The organism is Salimicrobium halophilum (assembly GCF_900100295.1).
Taxonomy (GTDB): Bacteria; Bacillota; Bacilli; order Bacillales; family Halobacillaceae; genus Salimicrobium; species Salimicrobium halophilum.
In genome coordinates this window covers 210,077-227,281 of record NZ_FNEV01000005.1, presented here as the reverse complement: position 1 = coordinate 227,281, position 17,205 = coordinate 210,077, and the positions used below count along the sequence as shown (strand labels likewise).

The window sequence follows — 17,205 nt, the reverse complement described above, 5'->3', positions numbered from 1 at the left end:
AGAAAAGAAATAAACATAATCATAGAAAGGGAAACTTCTGCATATACTAATAGTGTGGAATCTGGTTTGAACCGGTATACACAGAGGGAATTTATATAGAAGAAAGGGATACCTATCCGGAGCCTATTCCCCCTTGAACGCCCCACCCATTCCGGACGGACTCTGAAGGGAAGGATCGATTCCTCCCTTCCACCCTTTCCGAAACTTCCCTGGGAAAGGAGGGAGTACGATGACCTTGCTGTATACAAGAGCCCGTGAGAAGTTCGAAGAGGACTTCCGCAAGACACCGGAAGGGAAAAAACAACAGGAACTGGCAGAAGCCAAGCGTGCCAAGCGGACAAGAAGCGGGAAATGGTTACGGCGAAGCAGTAAACGGAAGTAGCAGGTCATCCACCACCGTATGAAAAAGAAAAAGCAGACACAAAAATAGACAGCGTCTTCCCTCCAGGAGAGAAGGCGCTGTTTTTCTTAAAGATTGTCCCCTACATATAATAATTACAGATAATCCCGATGGTAACGACAGATGTCAAAATAGTAAGCGGCAATCCTACTTTCAAGTAGTCTCTCAAGCGATAGCCACCAGGACCGAGAACAATCAAGTTCGTCTGATATCCAATGGGAGAAAGAAAACTTGCAGATGCAGCTATGGCAATGAGAATCGCCATACCTATCGGGTCCATACCGATCCCCTCAGAGATTTGATATGCGACAGGAAACATGATGACTGCCGCGGCATTGTTTGTAACTATTTCTGTCAGTAACGCTGTCGTACCATATAGAACTGCCAGGATCATTATTACATTGTAGGGTTCCATCGCTACCGAAAGCTCTTGGGCCATCCATGCTGCCGCTTTAGATTCGATGATGACATTCCCGATTCCGAGAGCTCCTGCAATAAGAACAAGCACCTTGAACTGAATCATCTTCAATGCTTCTTCCGGAGATACGAGACGGAACGTGAGCAGCAAAGCGACGGCCATGGCCATCGCTTCGAAAATACTGAGGAATCCGCTCATTACGCAGATGAGCGCACAAATGAAAATGAGAAGAGTGCTCCATCCAGTGCGATCATCTTCATAAAATTTCTCTTTCCCTTCAGGAGAGGTCACATAGAAGTCACGATGCCTTTTCGCCCGATTATCGAAAGACTCGCCTGCGACCATCAGTAACACATCACCCGCTTTCGGTTGGATATCCCCTATTCTCCCTTCCACCCGTTCTTCGTTACGATGAACTGCTACAACAGCAGCATCATATGTCTGTCGGAAACGATTCTCTTTCACCGTTCGCCCCAAAAGAGATGACTGATGGGAAACAATGCCTTCTCTCAATTTGTTCGTCCCTTTCTTCAAATCGGCGATGCTAAGATCAGTCCCTGTATCAACAAGCAATCCACGACGTTTTCCGAGATCCGCTATCGAATTTATCACACCGGTAAAAAAAAGACGATCTCCGTTTAAAACGATTGTTTCTCCGGTAACGGGAGAAATCTTTTTATTCCCCCGCTTTATTTCTATAAGGGTCAGTCCTTTCAAATCGCCAAGCCCCGCCTCCCGGACAGTCTTTCCTGAATAGGGGAAATGAGGCTGAATGCGAAGCTCACTAAGGAAATCTCTCGGTTGTGTCTCTTCTTCGTCCTCTTCTTTCCTTTGATCCGGAAGCAGCACAGGAGCAAACAGAAGAAGGTAAACCAATCCGACGATTGTGACAGGCAACCCCGCAATCGCCAAATCGAAGAAACGGAACCCTCCTTCATCAAAATCAAGAAGCAGCCCGTGGATCACAAGGTTCGTAGATGTCCCCATAAGCGTCATCGTGCCTCCGAGAATTGCTGCATAAGACAAGGGAATCAAAAATTTCGATGGGGCAAGATTGTGAGCTTCACACCATTTGCGGACGACCGGTGTCAGCGTCACTACTAATGGTGTATTGTTCAGAAACCCTGACATTCCAGCCAGTGGCAGCAGAAGACGACCTCTGGCTTTTCTTTCCGTTCCTGCACCTGAGAGGAGGCGGGAGACGAGCTTTTCTGCAAGTCCGCTTTTCTCGAGGACACCTCCGACAATAAACAGCAAACCGATGGTCAGCATTCCTTGATTGGAGAACCCAGCGAGCCCCTCCTCAGGAGAAATGAAACCGAATACGATGAAAACGAAAAGAGTCATCAGCACGAGCAACTCCGGCCGTCCCACTTCCATAATGAGACCTATCAGCATAAGTCCGACAATACCAAAAACCAACCCCATCTCTATCGTCATATACTTAAAAGCCCCTTTTCCATGTCAACACGACAAACGCCTTCTATTCCAGGTACTTCCTGATTTCTTTCAGCACATTGTTTACCGCTACTTCAAGCGGAACGTCAGTCGTATCAATTTCCACATCTGGATTCACAGGTGGTTCATACGGAGCCGATACTCCTGTGAAATCGGAAATCTTTCCGGTTCTCGCTTTTTTATACAACCCTTTCACATCCCTCTCTTCACACACTTGAAGAGGAGTGCTGACGTAAACTTCCACGAATGCTTCTCCGATGATTCCCTTCGCTTTCTCCCTATCCGTTCGATACGGAGAGATGAACGAGGTCAGTGTAATCAAACCGGCTTCATTCATAAGACGCGAGACTTCCGCAACGCGGCGGATATTTTCGAAACGGTCGCCGGGATCGAAACCGAGATCTCCGTTCAAACCATGGCGTACGTTGTCTCCGTCGAGAAGCATCGTATGATAACCTTCCCGTACAAGTTGTTCTTCTACCTCACTTGCCAGTGTTGATTTCCCTGAGCCTGATAATCCTGTGAACCAGAGGGTGACCGGATTCTGGCCTTTTTGTCCTGCTCGTAAATCGCGGGTGACAGAAGTGTCTTCCCAAACCGTATTCGGAGATCTTTGAATCGTTTCTTCGATGACGCCGCTTGCTGCAGTGCTGTTCGTTACACGGTCGATCAGGATGAAACCTCCCAATGTTTCGTTGCTGCGGAAGGTGTCGAATACACTCCTTTCCGCTGTGACAACTTCAATGGTGAGGAGTTCGTTCTTCTCTCCTCGCGATACCTTGATTTGGTTCCCGATATTGATATCCGTTTTATAATGGATGGCGACTACCGTCCCCGGAATCGTCTTCGTCCCGGCTTTCACGAGAAAATTCTTCCCTTCCGTCAGCGGCTCATCATCCATCCAGAGAAGGCTTGCGGTGAAACGGTCCGTGACCGGAAGATCTGTGTTGGTGAGCACGTTCCCTCGGGAGACGTCCACTTCCCGGTCCAGTTGCACGGTCACCGGTTGCCCTGCAACCCCCTCTCCCACTTCTTCATCCGTCACCAGAAGACTCTTGACGCTTGCTCTTTCTCTGCTTGGAAGCGTAAGCACTTCATCTCCCGGACGAATCTGACCGGACTCGATCTGTCCCTGGAATCCACGGAAGTGATTCCCTGGACGGGAGACCCGTTGAACCGGCATGACGAACGGTACCTCCCCTTCATCTTTGGTGAGGTCCGCATCTTCAAGATATGTAAGTAGTGAAGGACCGTCGTACCACGGTGTATTTGATGAGTTTTCCGTTATATTATCGCCTTCGGTGGCGGATACAGGAATCACCGTCGCTTCTACATCTGTAAACGTGGAGAGGAACATTTCGAAGTCGCGTCTGATGTTACTGAAAGCTTCCTCGTCGTAGTCGATGAGATCCATTTTGTTGACGGCCAGCACCATGTGCCGTATTCCCATCAACGAGCAGATTCTCGCGTGGCGCTTCGTCTGGGAGATGACCCCTTTGCTGGCATCGACGAGAATCACTGCGAGATCGGCAAAAGAAGCTCCGACGGCCATATTTCTTGTATACTGTTCGTGACCGGGTGTATCGGCTACTATGAATGAGCGGTCGTCCGTGGTGAAATAACGGTAGGCGACATCAATGGTAATTCCCTGTTCCCGTTCAGCCATCAGTCCGTCGAGCAGCAACGAATAATCGATGTCACCTCCGCGGCTCCCGATTTTACTGTCGAGTTCAAGCGCCTTCTCCTGATCGGCAAACAGAAGTTTCGCATCATACAACATGTGCCCGATGAGCGTGGACTTTCCGTCATCCACGCTCCCGCACGTAATGAATTTCAGCAGACTTTTCATGTTAGAAATACCCCTCTCTCTTCCGGCGTTCCATGCTCCCGGCCGCTTCCTGATCGATTACTCGGCTCGTGCGTTCCGACGATACCGCCCCGAGTGTCTCTTCGATGATTTCATCCAACGTTTCCGCCTCAGACTCGATACCACCGGTCAACGGGTAGCACCCGAGGGTACGAAAACGGACTTTCCGGTTTACGACTTCCTCTCCCGGCTCGAAGCGCATCCGGTCATCATCGACCATTACGATGTTATCTTCGCGGTAGACGACCGGTCGTTCTTTCGCATAATAGAGAGGTACGATGTCGATGTTCTCTTTCCGGATATATTGCCAGATATCCTTTTCCGTCCAGTTGGATAATGGGAAGACACGCATTGATTCGCCTTTGTTGATCCGTGTATTGTACAACTTCCACATCTCCGGTTTCTGATTCTTCGGATCCCAGGCATGGTTCTCGTTACGGAATGAAAAGACTCTTTCTTTAGCACGTGACTTCTCTTCGTCCCTTCGTCCCCCGCCGAAGGCTGCATCAAATCCGTATTTATCCAACCCTTCCTTCAGCGCCTGGGTCTTCATGATATCGGTATAATTCGCCCCATGATCGAAAGGGTTGATGCCTTCTTCCGCACCCTGCCGGTTAGTATGGACAATCATGTCGATGCCAAGTTCTCTGGCTTTTCGATCACGGAATTCAATCATCTCTCTGAACTTCCACGTCGTATCGATATGCATGAACGGAAACGGAGGTTTCTCGGGATAGAAGGCCTTCATCGCCAAATGAAGCATTACCGAGCTGTCTTTCCCGATCGAATACAGCATGACCGGTTTCTCACACTCCGCTGCGACTTCGCGGATGATATAGATAGCTTCAGCTTCCAGTCTATCCAGATGAGTTAGGGCGGCTTCTTGATTCTTCGCTTGAGCTTTCACTTTCATACGTTCACCTCCGAATGGAAATCGAGCCCTGAGGATACGGCTTTTATGTGTCCTTTACGGATGACGAAATCACCGAACCGTTCTCCTTCTTCTCTTTCCGTTGCATATTCGATGAACAGAGGACGCAGGGTTTCGAGGATTTCTTCTTCTCCGATACTTTCCCGGTACAGACGGTTCAACCTGTTCCCGGTGAACCCGCCGCCGAGATACATGTTGTATTTGCCTGGGGCTTTCCCGATAAACCCGATTTCTGCAAGAGCCGGCCTTGAGCAGCCGTTCGGGCATCCAGACATACGGATCACAATCTCCTCTTCACGGAGACCTGCTTCATCAAGGATGTCCTCGAGTTTGTCGATCAGTGTCGGCAAATACCTTTCCGACTCTGCCATCGCAAGTCCGCACGTAGGCATTGCGACACAGGCCATCGAGTTTCTCCTGAGAGCCGAATGCGAACTGCCATCGGTCAGTCCATAGTCTTCGACCAGTGCTTCAATTTCCGCCTTTTTCTCATCCGATACGCGGGCAATAACGAGATTCTGGTTCGGACTCAATCGGAATTCTCCCTCATGGACTTTTGCAATTTCACGGAGAGCCGTCATTAGCTTGTAGCCTTTTTCATCTTTGATCCGACCGTTCTGAACGAACAGTGTAAAGTGCCACTCCCCGTTTCCTTCAGTCCAGCCATACCGGTCTCCGTTGTGATCGAAATGGAAGTGACGCTCTTCCTCGAGTCCATATCCCAGGCGTTGTTCGAGCTCTTCTTTTACCCACGGGAGTCCACGCTTATCGATGGTATATTTGAATCTGGCATTCTTCCTGTCGGACCGGTTGCCGTAGTCCCGTTGGATAGTGATGACTTTCTCTGCCACGTCTACGATATTTTCCGGTTTGCAGAAGCCGATGACACGGGCGAGCTGAGGATACGTGTTCGTGTTTCCATGCGTCATCCCCATGCCACCCCCGACCGCTACGTTGAAACCGCTCAGTTTTCCTTCCTCCACAATCGCAATGAATCCGAGATCCTGGGAATAGACATCCACGTCATTCGATGGGGGAACAGCGATCCCGATTTTGAATTTCCTCGGAAGATAGTATTTGCCGTACATGGGTTCAATTTCCTCTTCCGATCTGGTATCGACAATTTTCTCTTCATCGAGCCAAATTTCATGGTAAGCGTTAGTCTGTGGAGAAAGGTGATCGCTCAATTTTTTCGACCACCCGTATACTTCGCCGTGTACTTCCGACTGGTATGGATTGGCTCCGGCCATTACGTTTCGGTTCACATCTCCACAGGCAGCAAGTGTATCCATAAGCACTTCATTGATTGCCTGTATCTGAGGCTTCATGTTCCATTTCAATACCCCGTGCGTCTGAAAAGCCTGGCGCGTCGTCAGCTTCAGCGTCTCATTTCCATACTTATTGGCTATTTCATCCATGACGAGCCACTGCTCAGGAGTCGCTACGCCGCCCGGGGCCCGCACTCTCGTCATGAACTGGTAGGCGGGTTCGAGTTTCTGCTGTTTCCTCTCGAGACGCAGATCACGGTCATCCTGCATGTAACTGCCGTGGAATTTCAGTAGTTTCGCATCCCCTTCCGGAATACTCGCGGTCAGTGGTTCCTGAAAACTCTCGACGAGGGACCCTCTCAGGTAGTCACTTGATTCCTTCAATTTCTCCATATCACTCGGTGGTCCCGGCTGTTTCTCAGACATTTCTCTCTTCCTTTCTTCCTGCAGCGGTTCAGTACACATCCCGCTGGTATCGTTTTTCTGTTCGGAGTGTTTTTATATAATCAGACGCTTCTTCCCTCGAAACTTTCCCTTCCGTCTCCACAATCGCCTTAAGCGCCCCTTCTACATCTTTCGCCATACGTGATTCATCACCGCACACATATATATACGCTCCGTCTTCGAGCCAACGGAATACTTCTTCCCGCTGTTGCCACAAACGGTCCTGTACGTAAATTTTCTCTTCCGTGTCCCTCGAAAAAGCCACATCCATCCGGCTGAGCAGGCCGTCTTTTTTCCAGCGTTGCCACTCGGTCTGGTAAAGGAAATCGGTGACGAAATGCTGTTCCCCGAAAAATAGCCAGTTCTCCCCTTCGTCCTCCCTTTCTTCACGTTCTTCGAGAAACGCCCGGTACGGGGCTACACCGGTACCGGCACCGATCATGATGACTTTTGTATCTCCTGATTCAGGCAGGCGGAAATTACGGTTTTTCTGAACGAATACAGGGAGTGTACTTCCTGCTCCTGCCCGTTCTGCACATTGTATGGAACAAACGCCATTTCTCTGTCTGCCGTTCGCTTCATAACGCAGAGCTCCAATTGTGAGATGAACTTCATCAGGGTTCGCTGCGCTGCTGCTTGCAATCGAATAGAGACGGGCTGGAAGTTTACGGAGTATCGATAGGAATTCTTCAGCCGGCACTTCCCAAGGCCCGAAATCCCGTACAAAATCCAATAAGTCGCGTCCGTAAATATATGATTTGACGGCTTCCGGATCAGCCAGGATTTCTTTCAATTCATCGTTATCCGTAAAAGCAGAGGCTTTCTCAAGCAGCGGCTTCGTCAATACTGTCGTTTCATAAACGGATAACAGTGCTTCCTTTACTGAGCGGATTTCTCCGTCTTTGGTGATCGTCACCGAAGCTTCCCCGTCCCAGCTCATTTCCTGAATCAGCTCATCGACGAGCGTCTCGTCATTCTCCGGCAAAATCCCCAGACTATCCCCCGGCTCATAGTCGATTCCTGACCCTTCTAGATCCAGTTCGATATGACGGGTTTCCTTATTCGAGCCACGCCCATTCAGATTGATATTCTCGAGAATGTCCGCACGGAACGGATTCGCTTTTGAGTAAACAGGGCTTATGCCCGCCTCGTTCTTCTCCGGCAAGCCTTCGACTGGAGCGGAGCCACTCTCTTCATCAAGCTTTTGGAGCACCCCATCTTTCCATGCTTCTGCGGGCTCCTCAAAATCAAGATCACAGTCTACCCTTTCGTATAATCGCTCTGCACCAAGCTCTTCAAGTCTTCGATCGATATCTTTCCCTGTCTGGCAATAAAACTCATACGAACTGTCTCCAAGAGAAAGCACGGAATATCTCACGTCTGTCAATTCAGGTGCACGCTTGCTGAAGAGAAATTCATAAAACGTCATGGCGTTATCCGGCGGGTCACCGTCGCCGTGCGTGCTCGTCAGTACGAGCAGGTCTTCCGTTTTCTTAAGGTTCTTCGTTTTGAAATCGTCCATGGAAGAAACCGTCACCTGAAAGTCTTTATTCTTCAGGTTCTGTGATAATTGGTCTGCGAGTTCTTCACAGTTCCCTGTGTGGGATCCGTACAAAATGGTGATCGTCCGCTTCCCTGCTTCTGTCTTCTCATCTTTTCCTGAATCTGTCGCCGGTGGTGTCTCCGCTGTAAGGACCGGAGCACTGGCAAGATAGCCACTCAGCCAAATTTTCTGATTTTCCGTCATCGAAGATAGCAACTGGTTTAAAAGGTCGGCCTGCTTTTCATTGAATGGACTGTTCATCACTTCGAGTTGCACCGTTTCCACCTCCTGTTTGTCTCGCATGTTCCCTTTCCCCCTTATCATTACTTGCTTCAAAGTAGCGGGCCGTCTCCACAACCATGGCTCCCATTTTCTGATTTTCCGGGAACAATACCTTCCGAACCCCGAAGTTCTCGAGTTCCTGTGCTGTCACTTTTCCTGTGGCTATCGCTTTCACTTCGTTATTCAGAGAGGTGATCAGTTCAGCATGAGAAGCCTCTTCTTCGAAAAGATTTCTTACCTGGTTTTTACTGGTCAATAAAACGGCTTGAACTTCGGCGTTCAAGATCTTTCTTTTCAACTTATCTCTCACGACTTCTGATGGTCTCTTGTATTCGTAGGGAGTAGACAGATATACGCTTTTGAATGACTTTTCGAACGTTTCTCTCCAAGCTTCATCATCGACATTGTAAGCCTGAAAAAAAGCTGTTCCCGATTCTATCTCAAGCTGTTGCACCACTCCTTTCATGGTTCCATCTTCGGAGACGACATCAGCCCTGAGTTGGATTTCCTTGAGTCGGGCCTGCGTTTTCTTTCCACGTACGGCAATGTTCGTAGTCTTCATCTTTTCGATGAAAGCCCCATACATCCCCTCTTTACGAGCTGCCTCCTCAAGTGCCCGAACCCCGATGCCTGTCGTCAAAACAACCCATTCAAAATCACGTTCCAACAGGATACGAACGTCTTCGAGAATACGATTATCATGCAGCTGCCGCTCTCCCTGAATAGCGGTATAAACGGGCGTTCCACCAAAATTCTCAATGAGCGCTCCAAGTTCTGAAGCACGCCTATCTGCAGCAATAGCTATTCTTTTGTCTTTCAAACTGTTCACGTGATCCCCTCCAACCATGCCACCATACGCTCCTGCTCTCTTTCTTTCTCGTACTTTTCATCAAGAATCTCTTCAAGAACTTCCTTCCTCTTTCTCTTGGAGAGTCGTAACTCTTTTATTTTCATCCGACAAAGATACAGAAAATCTATGTACCTTGCGTAATCTTCATCAAATTCTTCTTCCAGTCGGTGTCTGATACGAGAAGCAAGAGCCGGACTCGCCCCATCGGTAGACACCGCAATCGAAAGTCGTCCGCGGGAGAGATAAGAAGGGAAGTGCGTATTCCCGTATTCTGCCTCTCCTGCTATATTCACAAGTGGAACTTCTTTTGCGGCTTCTTTCACTTCCCTATCCACACTTCGTACTCCTGTCGCAGCTACCACAAGGAACGCACCATTCACAACTTCTGGTTCATACTCTTTTCTTAACCAGTGTAAATCTTCTTCTCCCGCCCAGTTCGCCAGGGTAGGGGTGACTTCCGGACTTACTACAGTGATCATAGCTCCTGTTCCCAGAAATGCCTTCGCACGCTTCTCAGCGACTGGCCCACCTCCGACGATGATAATTCGCCTCCCTTTCACATCAATGTTGAGTGGCAGATGGCTCATGAACTTCCCCCTTCTCCGTTGTGGGAAAAAACGGTTCCTTGTCTATAGATTCCCGTACACGGTTTCGCAGGATTTCGATGATGAACGGGTGATTATCGAGATAATGGGCAGTGTCTACCTTCCACCCTTCCTCCTTCAACGCTCCGACTTCCTTTTCAATGTGTTGGATCAAACGGCCGGTGAACCAAAGGCATGGCAGAACAATCAATCCTTCTGGATGCTTTATTACTGCGTCTTCCAACCCCATTTCGAACGTCGGTTCCAGAACAGCAAGATAGCAGACTTCTCCTCGCATGCCTCCTGTTTTTCCTTCGAGGCGTTTTCGAATTGTTTCTATCACCTGTTTCGTTTCCGGATTCCTGCTCCCCCGCGCAACAAGTAGAAACGCATCTCTTCCCTTGTGTTCCTTCAACCGGGATGCAAGCGTATCTATCAAAGCTTCCTGTACACCGAGAGGTTCTCCGTATGTAAAGGTGACGCGCGGATGCCTACGCTGAAGAATTTCTATTTCTTCCGGAATATCCGAGTAATAATGACCGGCACTGAACAAGAGCATCGGGACAACCGCTATCCGATCAGCACCGTCCGCTATCAATTTATCTGCTCCTTCTTCGATGCTCGGAGAAGCGATTTCCAAGTAACACAGCTCGTGAAGTGTAGCATTCACACCGCTGTTTGCGTCTTTCACGACGCGTTCCACTTCGTCTCTTGTCTCTTCGATTCGACTTCCATGACTCACATATAATACTCCCTGCATACTATCCGGTTACCTCCACTTCTCTCGCTTCGGAAAGCTTCTCGAACCACTGAATGGAATCTCTGCAGCGGACCACCTCACCGACGATGATCATCGCCGGATTTTCAACATGTTCGGCTTTCTCTACGATGGAGTCGATGTCTCCTGTAACTGTCTTCTGCCATTCAGTCGTTCCCCAACCCACAAGAGCGATTGGTGTCGTCCCTTCTCTCCCATGACGGGTCAGCCTTTCACATATATCCGGCAATTTCCGTACCCCCATGTAAATACAAAGAGTATCCATACTTTTCACAACATGCTCCCAGTAAACTTCATCCTCCATCCCGAGTTTGCTTACACCTGAAATGAAAGCGACCGAAGAACTGTGTTCTCTGTGAGTAACCGGGATTCCCGCGTAAGCCGGGGCTGCAATACCTGCAGTGATGCCTGGTACAATTTCGAAGGGGATGTCACGTGCAGCGAGCACTTCCGCTTCTTCACCACCGCGCCCAAATACGAACGGATCGCCGCCTTTCAGCCTGGTGACCGTAAGCCCTTGCGCAGCCAAATCAGTAAGCAGCACATTGATTTCTTCCTGGGTCAGGGAATGATGATCCGGACTTTTCCCACAATATACAAGACGGGCGGATTCTCCTGCTTCTTCCAACAACTCCTGATTCACGAGGCGATCGTACAGAACGACGTCCGCCTGGCGTATTGCTTTCAGTCCTTTGACAGTGATAAGGTCCGCATCTCCTGGTCCTGCCCCGACGATGTACACTTTACTCATTTTTTCTTCCCCCTCGTCACGATTGACCTCTTGTATGGAGGCCACACTCTGTTTTTTCCATCCCTTTCCAACGACCATCCCTTCCTCCGCTTTCAGCTTTGAAGGTACAGGGAATGCAGCCGATGCTCGGGTAGCCTTCGTCATGCAATTCATTGTAATCCAATTTATTTAGTCGGATATAAGACCAGACATCTTCCCAGGTCCAGTAGATAAGCGGACACACTTTTATCGATTTGAACCGTTCATCTTTATTTACAAAATCCGTATTGCTGCGGCTAAGCGACTGCTCTCGCCTTAATCCGGAAACCCAGGCTCCCACACCATCGAGAGCATCCTCCAGAGGTTTGATCTTACGGATAAAGCAACATTGGTCCGGATTTCGTTTCCAAAGGGCTGACCCATGTTCCTCCGCCTGTTCTTCCAGCGTCAGGGACGGCTTTTTCATTTCTATATCAAGGGATGGGTAGTTTCTCTTCACCTTTTCGATAAGATCATAGGTTTCCTGGAAATGGATTCCGGTATCCAGAAACACGATTTTCGCATCCTTTTTCACTTGTGAAATCAAATCGATGAGCACAATTCCTTCTGCTCCGAAACTACAGGCATACGTAATAGAATCATAGGCTTCATAAGCCCACTTCAGAACCTCAAGGGCTCCTTTCGTATCGTCATCAACAGATAAACTGCTGAAAGGATCACCGGTGAAATTTTCATATGAAACGGTCGTATAAGTCATAGCCGACTCCTTTCTATGGATATAAGAAAACCTCTCTTCCGAGTAAGAAGAGAGGCTTAGAATTCATCCTACTCTCTTATCTTTCCTGGAATTGGCACAGTCTCTTCATGAGCCGCTGCCGAAGCTTCGTCGGGCCAAGTCCCTCCACCTCTCTCGATAAGATATGCACTAAAACACATAATGTTGATAAAACTTACCTATTTACTATGTTTTAATTACGATAACACGATCCTTCTTACCACACAACCTATTTTTTGAAAATTTTAACCAAAAAAAAGATGCATGAAAGCGAACTTGCTTTCCATGCATCTTCTCACGTTTCTATTCATTTGCCTTAACCTCATACATTTCTGAAACAGGCACCGTCTCGAATTCCTCCTCCTCAAGATAAATCAGTACTTTCTCCAATGCTTCCGGGGTCGCCTTCTGGATATCATGCCAAAGGATTACGGAGCCGTCCTCTATCTTTTTTTGAACTCTGGTGGCTATGGCTTCCGAAGAGGAAAGTTTCCAATCCTTCGTATCCAGCGTCCATAGAATCGATGGAAGACCTGCTGCCCGGCGCACCTTCGTATTCTCCGCTCCATAAGGCGGGCGGAAGTAGGTGGGCGCCTCCCCTGTAATAGTTTCTATGGCTTGTCCGGTGTCCGTAATCTCTTTTCTGATCTCCTCTTCAGTCAACGTAGTCAAATCTTTATGATTCCACGTATGGTTACCGATTTCATGATCACTCTCGGCGATGTCACCAACGAGTTCAGGATAGAAATCAACTCTGCTGCCAAGCAGGAAAAACGTCGCTGTCTGATTATATTCGTCGAGTAATTCAAGAATTTCAGGCGTGTATTCAGGATGAGGGCCGTCATCGAATGTAAGCGCTACTTGTCTCCCCTCCGGATTCTTTTTCATGGCTTCCGGAGTAACTACCCGCTTATTCTCACTTTCATCTTTCGATATAGACTCCTTAGGCTCTGGTTTCTCCGTATGAAGAATCGGCTGCCACTCCTCTTTTAAAAGATCCTTCACTTCATAGAAAGGAACAGAAACTTCTCCTCCATCTTCACGAATCATGACGACCTCCTTCTCCGTCAGAAATACTTTCTGAAAAAAATCTTCCTCTCTCTCCGTATCTGCTTTAAGTAGTTTCTTGACCTTTTCGAATTCTCCCTCTTGGAACAGTGCCGAGGGAATCACTTTTTTCCCGGTGTTCAAATCGATGATAAGTGCGTTTTTCTCTCGGGGTTCTCTGATCCCTGTGAAACTGTCGACATTGAGAACGAGGGAGTGCACGGCTCGCCCGACAGAATGGATATCAAAGGAAACTGAAAACGCAGCCGGACGTTCGAGGAGGAACTTGAGAGGCTGGCTTTTCCGCTTCTCATGAAAAGCTGCTTCCTTTTTCGTTATGTATGCTTCAATCTTTTCATTCATCTGTTCATCCGGTAAGACCGGAACCTGGATGGAACTGCGATACGTATCGTCTTCTTCGGTGAGTGTCCGGATGGAAACGCCTGGATACACGGAAGATGCAGTCGTCGTCTCCTTCCTGATCACCGTCTCTTCTGAAGGTTGCATCCACCACCACGCTGTACCAGCCAACCCTAAAACGAAGAGAAAAAGAAGGGATGCAAGCATTGCTTTCAGTCTGATCATGATCGTCTCCCTTCTCTCTTATAAAAAATTCCCTGTCCACAATCCGAGAACAAGCAGTCCTCCGAACACCCAGTGATGCCTGGCGGCCGCCTTCATTGCAAGCTGCTCGGTTTCTTTCGTTCCCGATTTTCCGAAGGCACGGGGTAGTTGGCTGGAGAAGGGCAAAGCAAGAACAGCAAGAACAGCGAACGGTGTAATGGCTCCCGTCACCATAAGTAAGAGAAGACCCGCATAAGGCAGGGCTACCAGCATAGAAAGAACGGTTCGGGCATGCGTTCTTCCAATCCGGATCGCCATCGTTTTTCGGAACTCCTCATCTTTGTCGATATCCCTCAAATTGTTCGTCAAAATCATCAGGCTGATCAACAATCCGTATAACAAAGCGACGCCGACCGCCGGGAAACTGACCGTGGCTGTCTGGACGCTGAAACCGAGAAGCGTTGCTACCATACCTAGAAAAAGAAAAGCCGTCGCTTCACCGAGACCGAGAGAGGCGAGAGACTTCTTACCTGCTGAATAGCACACACCTGCCACGATGCCAGCTGTACCGATCCACGTGATCCACCACCCTACGACAATCGCCAGCCAGCCTCCGAGAAGCACGGCGATCGTAAGGAGAGTGACAGCTACTATCGGAATCTGATGGTGGAGGGGGCGACTGTCCTGATTATCAAGGGCTTCTTCCCACCGATCCTGATCCTGGCCTCCTTTGAAATCGAAGTAATCATTCAGCATGTTGGCGCTTATCTGAATAAGAATAGCAGAAACCAGAAGAATCGCCATGAGATCGAATCGGAAGGAACCTGTGCCTGCAGCCAGAACACTGCCCGCCAAAATCGGACTGATCGTTCCACACCATGTCATCGGGCGCGAAAGCTGGAACCATGAACTTTTGTAACGATAAGCGGCTTCTCCTTTTACCCGGACACCTGACCCTGCCATCGATACCGCCTCCTTTCTCTCTCTTTACCTTTTTTACAGGGAGAAAAAACACCAATTGTAGAAAATTGTAAAGAAAGCAAAGAAGATTCTATCGAAGGCTGTGCACTATGGTTCATTATTTTTTGCAAAGGATGAAATAATGAGGGATATCTACTTTTATAGCCTATTTTCTTAGGGGAGTAGCCTAAGAACTGTCTCATCCAAAAAGTTATGAGACGTTTTCACCGACTCAACCTCCGAAATCATCTCATAACTTTTCCACTACAACTCTACAAAGAAATCCCGCATCAGAACGATACGGGATAGTCATGAACTATTTCTTTGTCAAAAGATAAATGAAGTACGGAGCTCCGATCAGCGCTGTCATCACACCCGCCGGCAATCCATCCGGTTCGAGTACGTTCCGTCCGATCGTGTCCGCTACCAGAAGCAGCCAACCTCCGAGGAGAAGCGTGAGCGGCATGTAAAGCTGCGTCCTTGGACCGATGATCGTTTTCGCCAAATGTGGCGCCATCAGACCTATAAACGAAATGCCGCCTGTTACGGAAACGGCAGAAGCGGCAAGGGCCACTGCGACCATCAGCATCGTGAACCGCTCGCGTCCAAGCGGAAGGCCGAGCTCGATGCTGACCGGTTCCGAGAGATTCAGGATATTCATCCGGTTCGCTTTGAAGAAAGTAAGTGGAATCAAAACGACTAGCCACGGTAACAGAGCCAGAATAAACGGCCAGTCCGCTCCCCATATATCTCCGGCGAGCCACTGGGAAATGAAGTTCACCTTTTCCCGTTCCGCAGACGAAATGAGGATGATCATTAATCCCGAGAGTGCCATAGAAAAACCGACACCTACAAGAATGAGACGGATCGGCTGGAAACCTGCCCGTTTATCGAACGAGAACAGGTAAATCAGAAGAGACGTAACGAGCGCGCCCAGAAAAGCAACGACCGGAAGCAGGTAGATGAAACTGCCTGGCTCGAGCGGCGCGAACAGGAAAAATACGGCCACTGCCGCTCCTGCCCCTGCATTGATTCCTATAATTCCGGGATCGGCCAAGTCATTCCGCGACAGCGACTGCAAAATCGCACCGGAGAGCGCCAGGGCCATACCCGCAAGTACTGTCACAATGATCCGCGGCAGACGGACCTGGAAGAACACGAAATTCTCTTTGAAGGTTCCCTCTCCCATGAATACAGCCGGGAGTCTCGAGAAAGCGACAGACGAGTACCCGAGAGCCATAGCTACTATCGCTGTAGCTATAATCAACAGCGTCAACGTAACGAGGTAAATTTTGAATTTTTTAAGTACCGACGGATGGATCATGAGAAACTCTGCCCCTTTCTCTGTACGATGAATAAGAAGAAGGGCAGTCCGATAAAGGAGACGATGGCGGCCACCGGTGTTTCATATGGGGCATTCACCGTTCTCGCAAGTGTATCGGCAATCAGCATGAAGCTCGCCCCGACTACTGCAGAAGCCGGTAGTACATTCCGGTAATCATACCCGACCAGCGGCCGGACGATATGCGGAATCATCAGACCGAGGAATGCCATATTTCCGACAAGTGCAACCGCAGCACCGGCTAAAAGCACGATAATGACAAATAGCGCCCATTTCACGCGGTTCACTTTTTGGCCGAGACCGATGGCAAGCTCCTCGTTCAAGCTCATGATCGTCAAATGCTTCGCAAAAAACATAGATATGGAAATACCGACTAGAACAAGGGGCGCAAGCAACTGTACCTGTCCCCAACTTGTTCCGGAGAGACCTCCGGCGGTCCACATCGATACATCTTTAGAGATTTTAAAAATCAAACTGACCCCTTCAGCTATTCCGAACAAAAAAGCGGAGATGGCAGCACCGGCAAGGACAATCCGGAACGGGGAGAACCCTCCGCGATTCATCGCCCCTACCCCGAATACAAGCGCCATGCCGACACCAGCTCCGATGAAGGAACCGATAGTGATCATGAAGTAGTTCGCATCCGGGAGAAAGGCATAGGTGAAAGCAAGAGCCGCATTCGCTCCTGCTGTCAGGCCAAGAAGTCCCGGATCCGCAAGCGGGTTCCTCGTAAGCCCCTGCATAATTGCCCCGGCTACCGACAATGCCGCTCCTACCAGCATCGCTGCGACTTCACGAGGCAAACGGATTTCTCTTAAAATGAGTGCTGTCCCTTCAAGGTTCTCCCCTGCTATCGCCTGCCATGCTTCTTTCACCCCTGAATCAGCGGCTCCGAAAGTCATAGCTATCGCGAAAGAAGCGACGAGCACTACTATACTGATGATCCACATTACAATACGCATAA

General features: G+C 49.0%; 15 protein-coding genes and 1 riboswitch. Of the genes, 1 reads left to right on the top strand and 14 read right to left on the bottom strand.

Annotation, left to right across the window (positions count from 1 at the left end; translation table 11 throughout):
• The first annotated feature begins 229 nt into the window (after nucleotides 1–229).
• Nucleotides 230–382, top strand: a complete 153-nt coding sequence (locus BLQ44_RS16550; RefSeq protein ID WP_176757491.1) for a hypothetical protein — start codon at nucleotides 230–232, stop codon at nucleotides 380–382.
• A gap of 100 nt (nucleotides 383–482) precedes the next feature.
• Here the strand turns inward: BLQ44_RS16550 and BLQ44_RS09940 are convergent, their stop codons facing one another.
• From BLQ44_RS09940 to BLQ44_RS09875, 14 genes are all read right to left on the bottom strand, one after another.
• Nucleotides 483–2,258 carry an SLC13 family permease gene (locus BLQ44_RS09940; protein WP_093193739.1) on the bottom strand — a complete coding sequence of 592 codons (1,776 nt, stop codon included), beginning with the start codon at nucleotides 2,256–2,258 and terminating at the stop codon, nucleotides 483–485.
• 43 nt (nucleotides 2,259–2,301) lie between these two features.
• On the bottom strand, nucleotides 2,302–4,125 hold the full coding sequence (gene cysC, locus BLQ44_RS09935) for an adenylyl-sulfate kinase (protein WP_093193738.1): 1,824 nt from the start codon (nucleotides 4,123–4,125) through the stop codon (nucleotides 2,302–2,304).
• Nucleotide 4,126: 1 nt separating this feature from the next.
• Nucleotides 4,127–5,056 (bottom strand): sulfate adenylyltransferase subunit CysD, encoded by a 930-nt coding sequence (gene cysD, locus BLQ44_RS09930; RefSeq protein WP_093193737.1) that lies wholly within the window; start codon nucleotides 5,054–5,056, stop codon nucleotides 4,127–4,129.
• A complete protein-coding gene (cysI, locus tag BLQ44_RS09925; RefSeq protein ID WP_093193736.1) occupies nucleotides 5,053–6,768 on the bottom strand; it encodes an assimilatory sulfite reductase (NADPH) hemoprotein subunit in 1,716 nt (571 codons plus the stop codon). Before cysI ends, cysD begins: the two co-directional genes overlap by 4 nt.
• A 28-nt stretch (nucleotides 6,769–6,796) precedes the next feature.
• On the bottom strand, nucleotides 6,797–8,605 hold the full coding sequence (locus BLQ44_RS09920) for an assimilatory sulfite reductase (NADPH) flavoprotein subunit (RefSeq protein WP_093193735.1): 1,809 nt from the start codon (nucleotides 8,603–8,605) through the stop codon (nucleotides 6,797–6,799).
• On the bottom strand, nucleotides 8,571–9,440 hold the full coding sequence (locus BLQ44_RS09915; RefSeq protein ID WP_176757490.1) for a uroporphyrinogen-III synthase: 870 nt from the start codon (nucleotides 9,438–9,440) through the stop codon (nucleotides 8,571–8,573). The genes BLQ44_RS09920 and BLQ44_RS09915 overlap by 35 nt, the downstream gene beginning before the upstream one ends.
• Nucleotides 9,437–10,048: an NAD(P)-binding protein gene (locus BLQ44_RS09910; RefSeq protein ID WP_093193733.1), complete on the bottom strand. Its 612-nt coding sequence runs from the start codon at nucleotides 10,046–10,048 to the stop codon at nucleotides 9,437–9,439. Before BLQ44_RS09910 ends, BLQ44_RS09915 begins: the two co-directional genes overlap by 4 nt.
• Complete coding sequence (locus tag BLQ44_RS09905; RefSeq protein WP_245688145.1) at nucleotides 10,023–10,787, bottom strand: sirohydrochlorin chelatase; 765 nt, start codon at nucleotides 10,785–10,787, stop codon at nucleotides 10,023–10,025. Before BLQ44_RS09905 ends, BLQ44_RS09910 begins: the two co-directional genes overlap by 26 nt.
• Nucleotides 10,788–10,806: 19 nt before the next feature.
• Nucleotides 10,807–11,574: a uroporphyrinogen-III C-methyltransferase gene (cobA, locus tag BLQ44_RS09900; protein ID WP_093193731.1), complete on the bottom strand. Its 768-nt coding sequence runs from the start codon at nucleotides 11,572–11,574 to the stop codon at nucleotides 10,807–10,809.
• Nucleotides 11,575–11,590: 16 nt separating this feature from the next.
• Nucleotides 11,591–12,310, bottom strand: coding sequence for a phosphoadenylyl-sulfate reductase (locus BLQ44_RS09895; RefSeq protein WP_093193730.1), 720 nt, complete (start codon nucleotides 12,308–12,310; stop codon nucleotides 11,591–11,593).
• A gap of 73 nt (nucleotides 12,311–12,383) precedes the next feature.
• A riboswitch (SAM riboswitch) is annotated at nucleotides 12,384–12,473 on the bottom strand.
• A gap of 158 nt (nucleotides 12,474–12,631) precedes the next feature.
• Entirely contained in the window at nucleotides 12,632–13,960 is a 1,329-nt protein-coding gene (locus BLQ44_RS09890; RefSeq protein ID WP_093193729.1) for a polysaccharide deacetylase family protein, read from the bottom strand.
• An 18-nt stretch (nucleotides 13,961–13,978) separates the two neighbouring features.
• Nucleotides 13,979–14,902, bottom strand: coding sequence for a 1,4-dihydroxy-2-naphthoate octaprenyltransferase (menA, locus tag BLQ44_RS09885; RefSeq protein ID WP_093193728.1), 924 nt, complete (start codon nucleotides 14,900–14,902; stop codon nucleotides 13,979–13,981).
• Between the two features lie 313 nt (nucleotides 14,903–15,215).
• On the bottom strand, nucleotides 15,216–16,223 hold the full coding sequence (locus tag BLQ44_RS09880) for a FecCD family ABC transporter permease (RefSeq protein WP_093193727.1): 1,008 nt from the start codon (nucleotides 16,221–16,223) through the stop codon (nucleotides 15,216–15,218).
• Nucleotides 16,220–17,203 carry a FecCD family ABC transporter permease gene (locus tag BLQ44_RS09875; protein WP_093193726.1) on the bottom strand — a complete coding sequence of 328 codons (984 nt, stop codon included), beginning with the start codon at nucleotides 17,201–17,203 and terminating at the stop codon, nucleotides 16,220–16,222. Before BLQ44_RS09875 ends, BLQ44_RS09880 begins: the two co-directional genes overlap by 4 nt.
• Nucleotides 17,204–17,205 lie beyond the last annotated feature (2 nt).

Bases quoted from the DNA above. Each gene is read 5' to 3' on its own strand.
- BLQ44_RS16550 (WP_176757491.1), top strand. From the start codon at position 230: ATGACCTTGCTGTATACAAGAGCCCGTGAGAAGTTCGAAGAGGACTTC.
- BLQ44_RS09940 (WP_093193739.1), bottom strand. From the start codon at position 2,258: ATGACGATAGAGATGGGGTTGGTTTTTGGTATTGTCGGACTTATGCTG.
- cysC (WP_093193738.1), bottom strand. From the start codon at position 4,125: ATGAAAAGTCTGCTGAAATTCATTACGTGCGGGAGCGTGGATGACGGA.
- cysD (WP_093193737.1), bottom strand. From the start codon at position 5,056: ATGAAAGTGAAAGCTCAAGCGAAGAATCAAGAAGCCGCCCTAACTCAT.
- cysI (WP_093193736.1), bottom strand. From the start codon at position 6,768: ATGTCTGAGAAACAGCCGGGACCACCGAGTGATATGGAGAAATTGAAG.
- BLQ44_RS09910 (WP_093193733.1), bottom strand. From the start codon at position 10,048: ATGAGCCATCTGCCACTCAACATTGATGTGAAAGGGAGGCGAATTATC.
- cobA (WP_093193731.1), bottom strand. From the start codon at position 11,574: ATGAGTAAAGTGTACATCGTCGGGGCAGGACCAGGAGATGCGGACCTT.
- BLQ44_RS09895 (WP_093193730.1), bottom strand. From the start codon at position 12,310: ATGACTTATACGACCGTTTCATATGAAAATTTCACCGGTGATCCTTTC.
- BLQ44_RS09890 (WP_093193729.1), bottom strand. From the start codon at position 13,960: ATGATCAGACTGAAAGCAATGCTTGCATCCCTTCTTTTTCTCTTCGTT.
- menA (WP_093193728.1), bottom strand. From the start codon at position 14,902: ATGGCAGGGTCAGGTGTCCGGGTAAAAGGAGAAGCCGCTTATCGTTAC.
- BLQ44_RS09880 (WP_093193727.1), bottom strand. From the start codon at position 16,223: ATGATCCATCCGTCGGTACTTAAAAAATTCAAAATTTACCTCGTTACG.
- BLQ44_RS09875 (WP_093193726.1), bottom strand. From the start codon at position 17,203: ATGCGTATTGTAATGTGGATCATCAGTATAGTAGTGCTCGTCGCTTCT.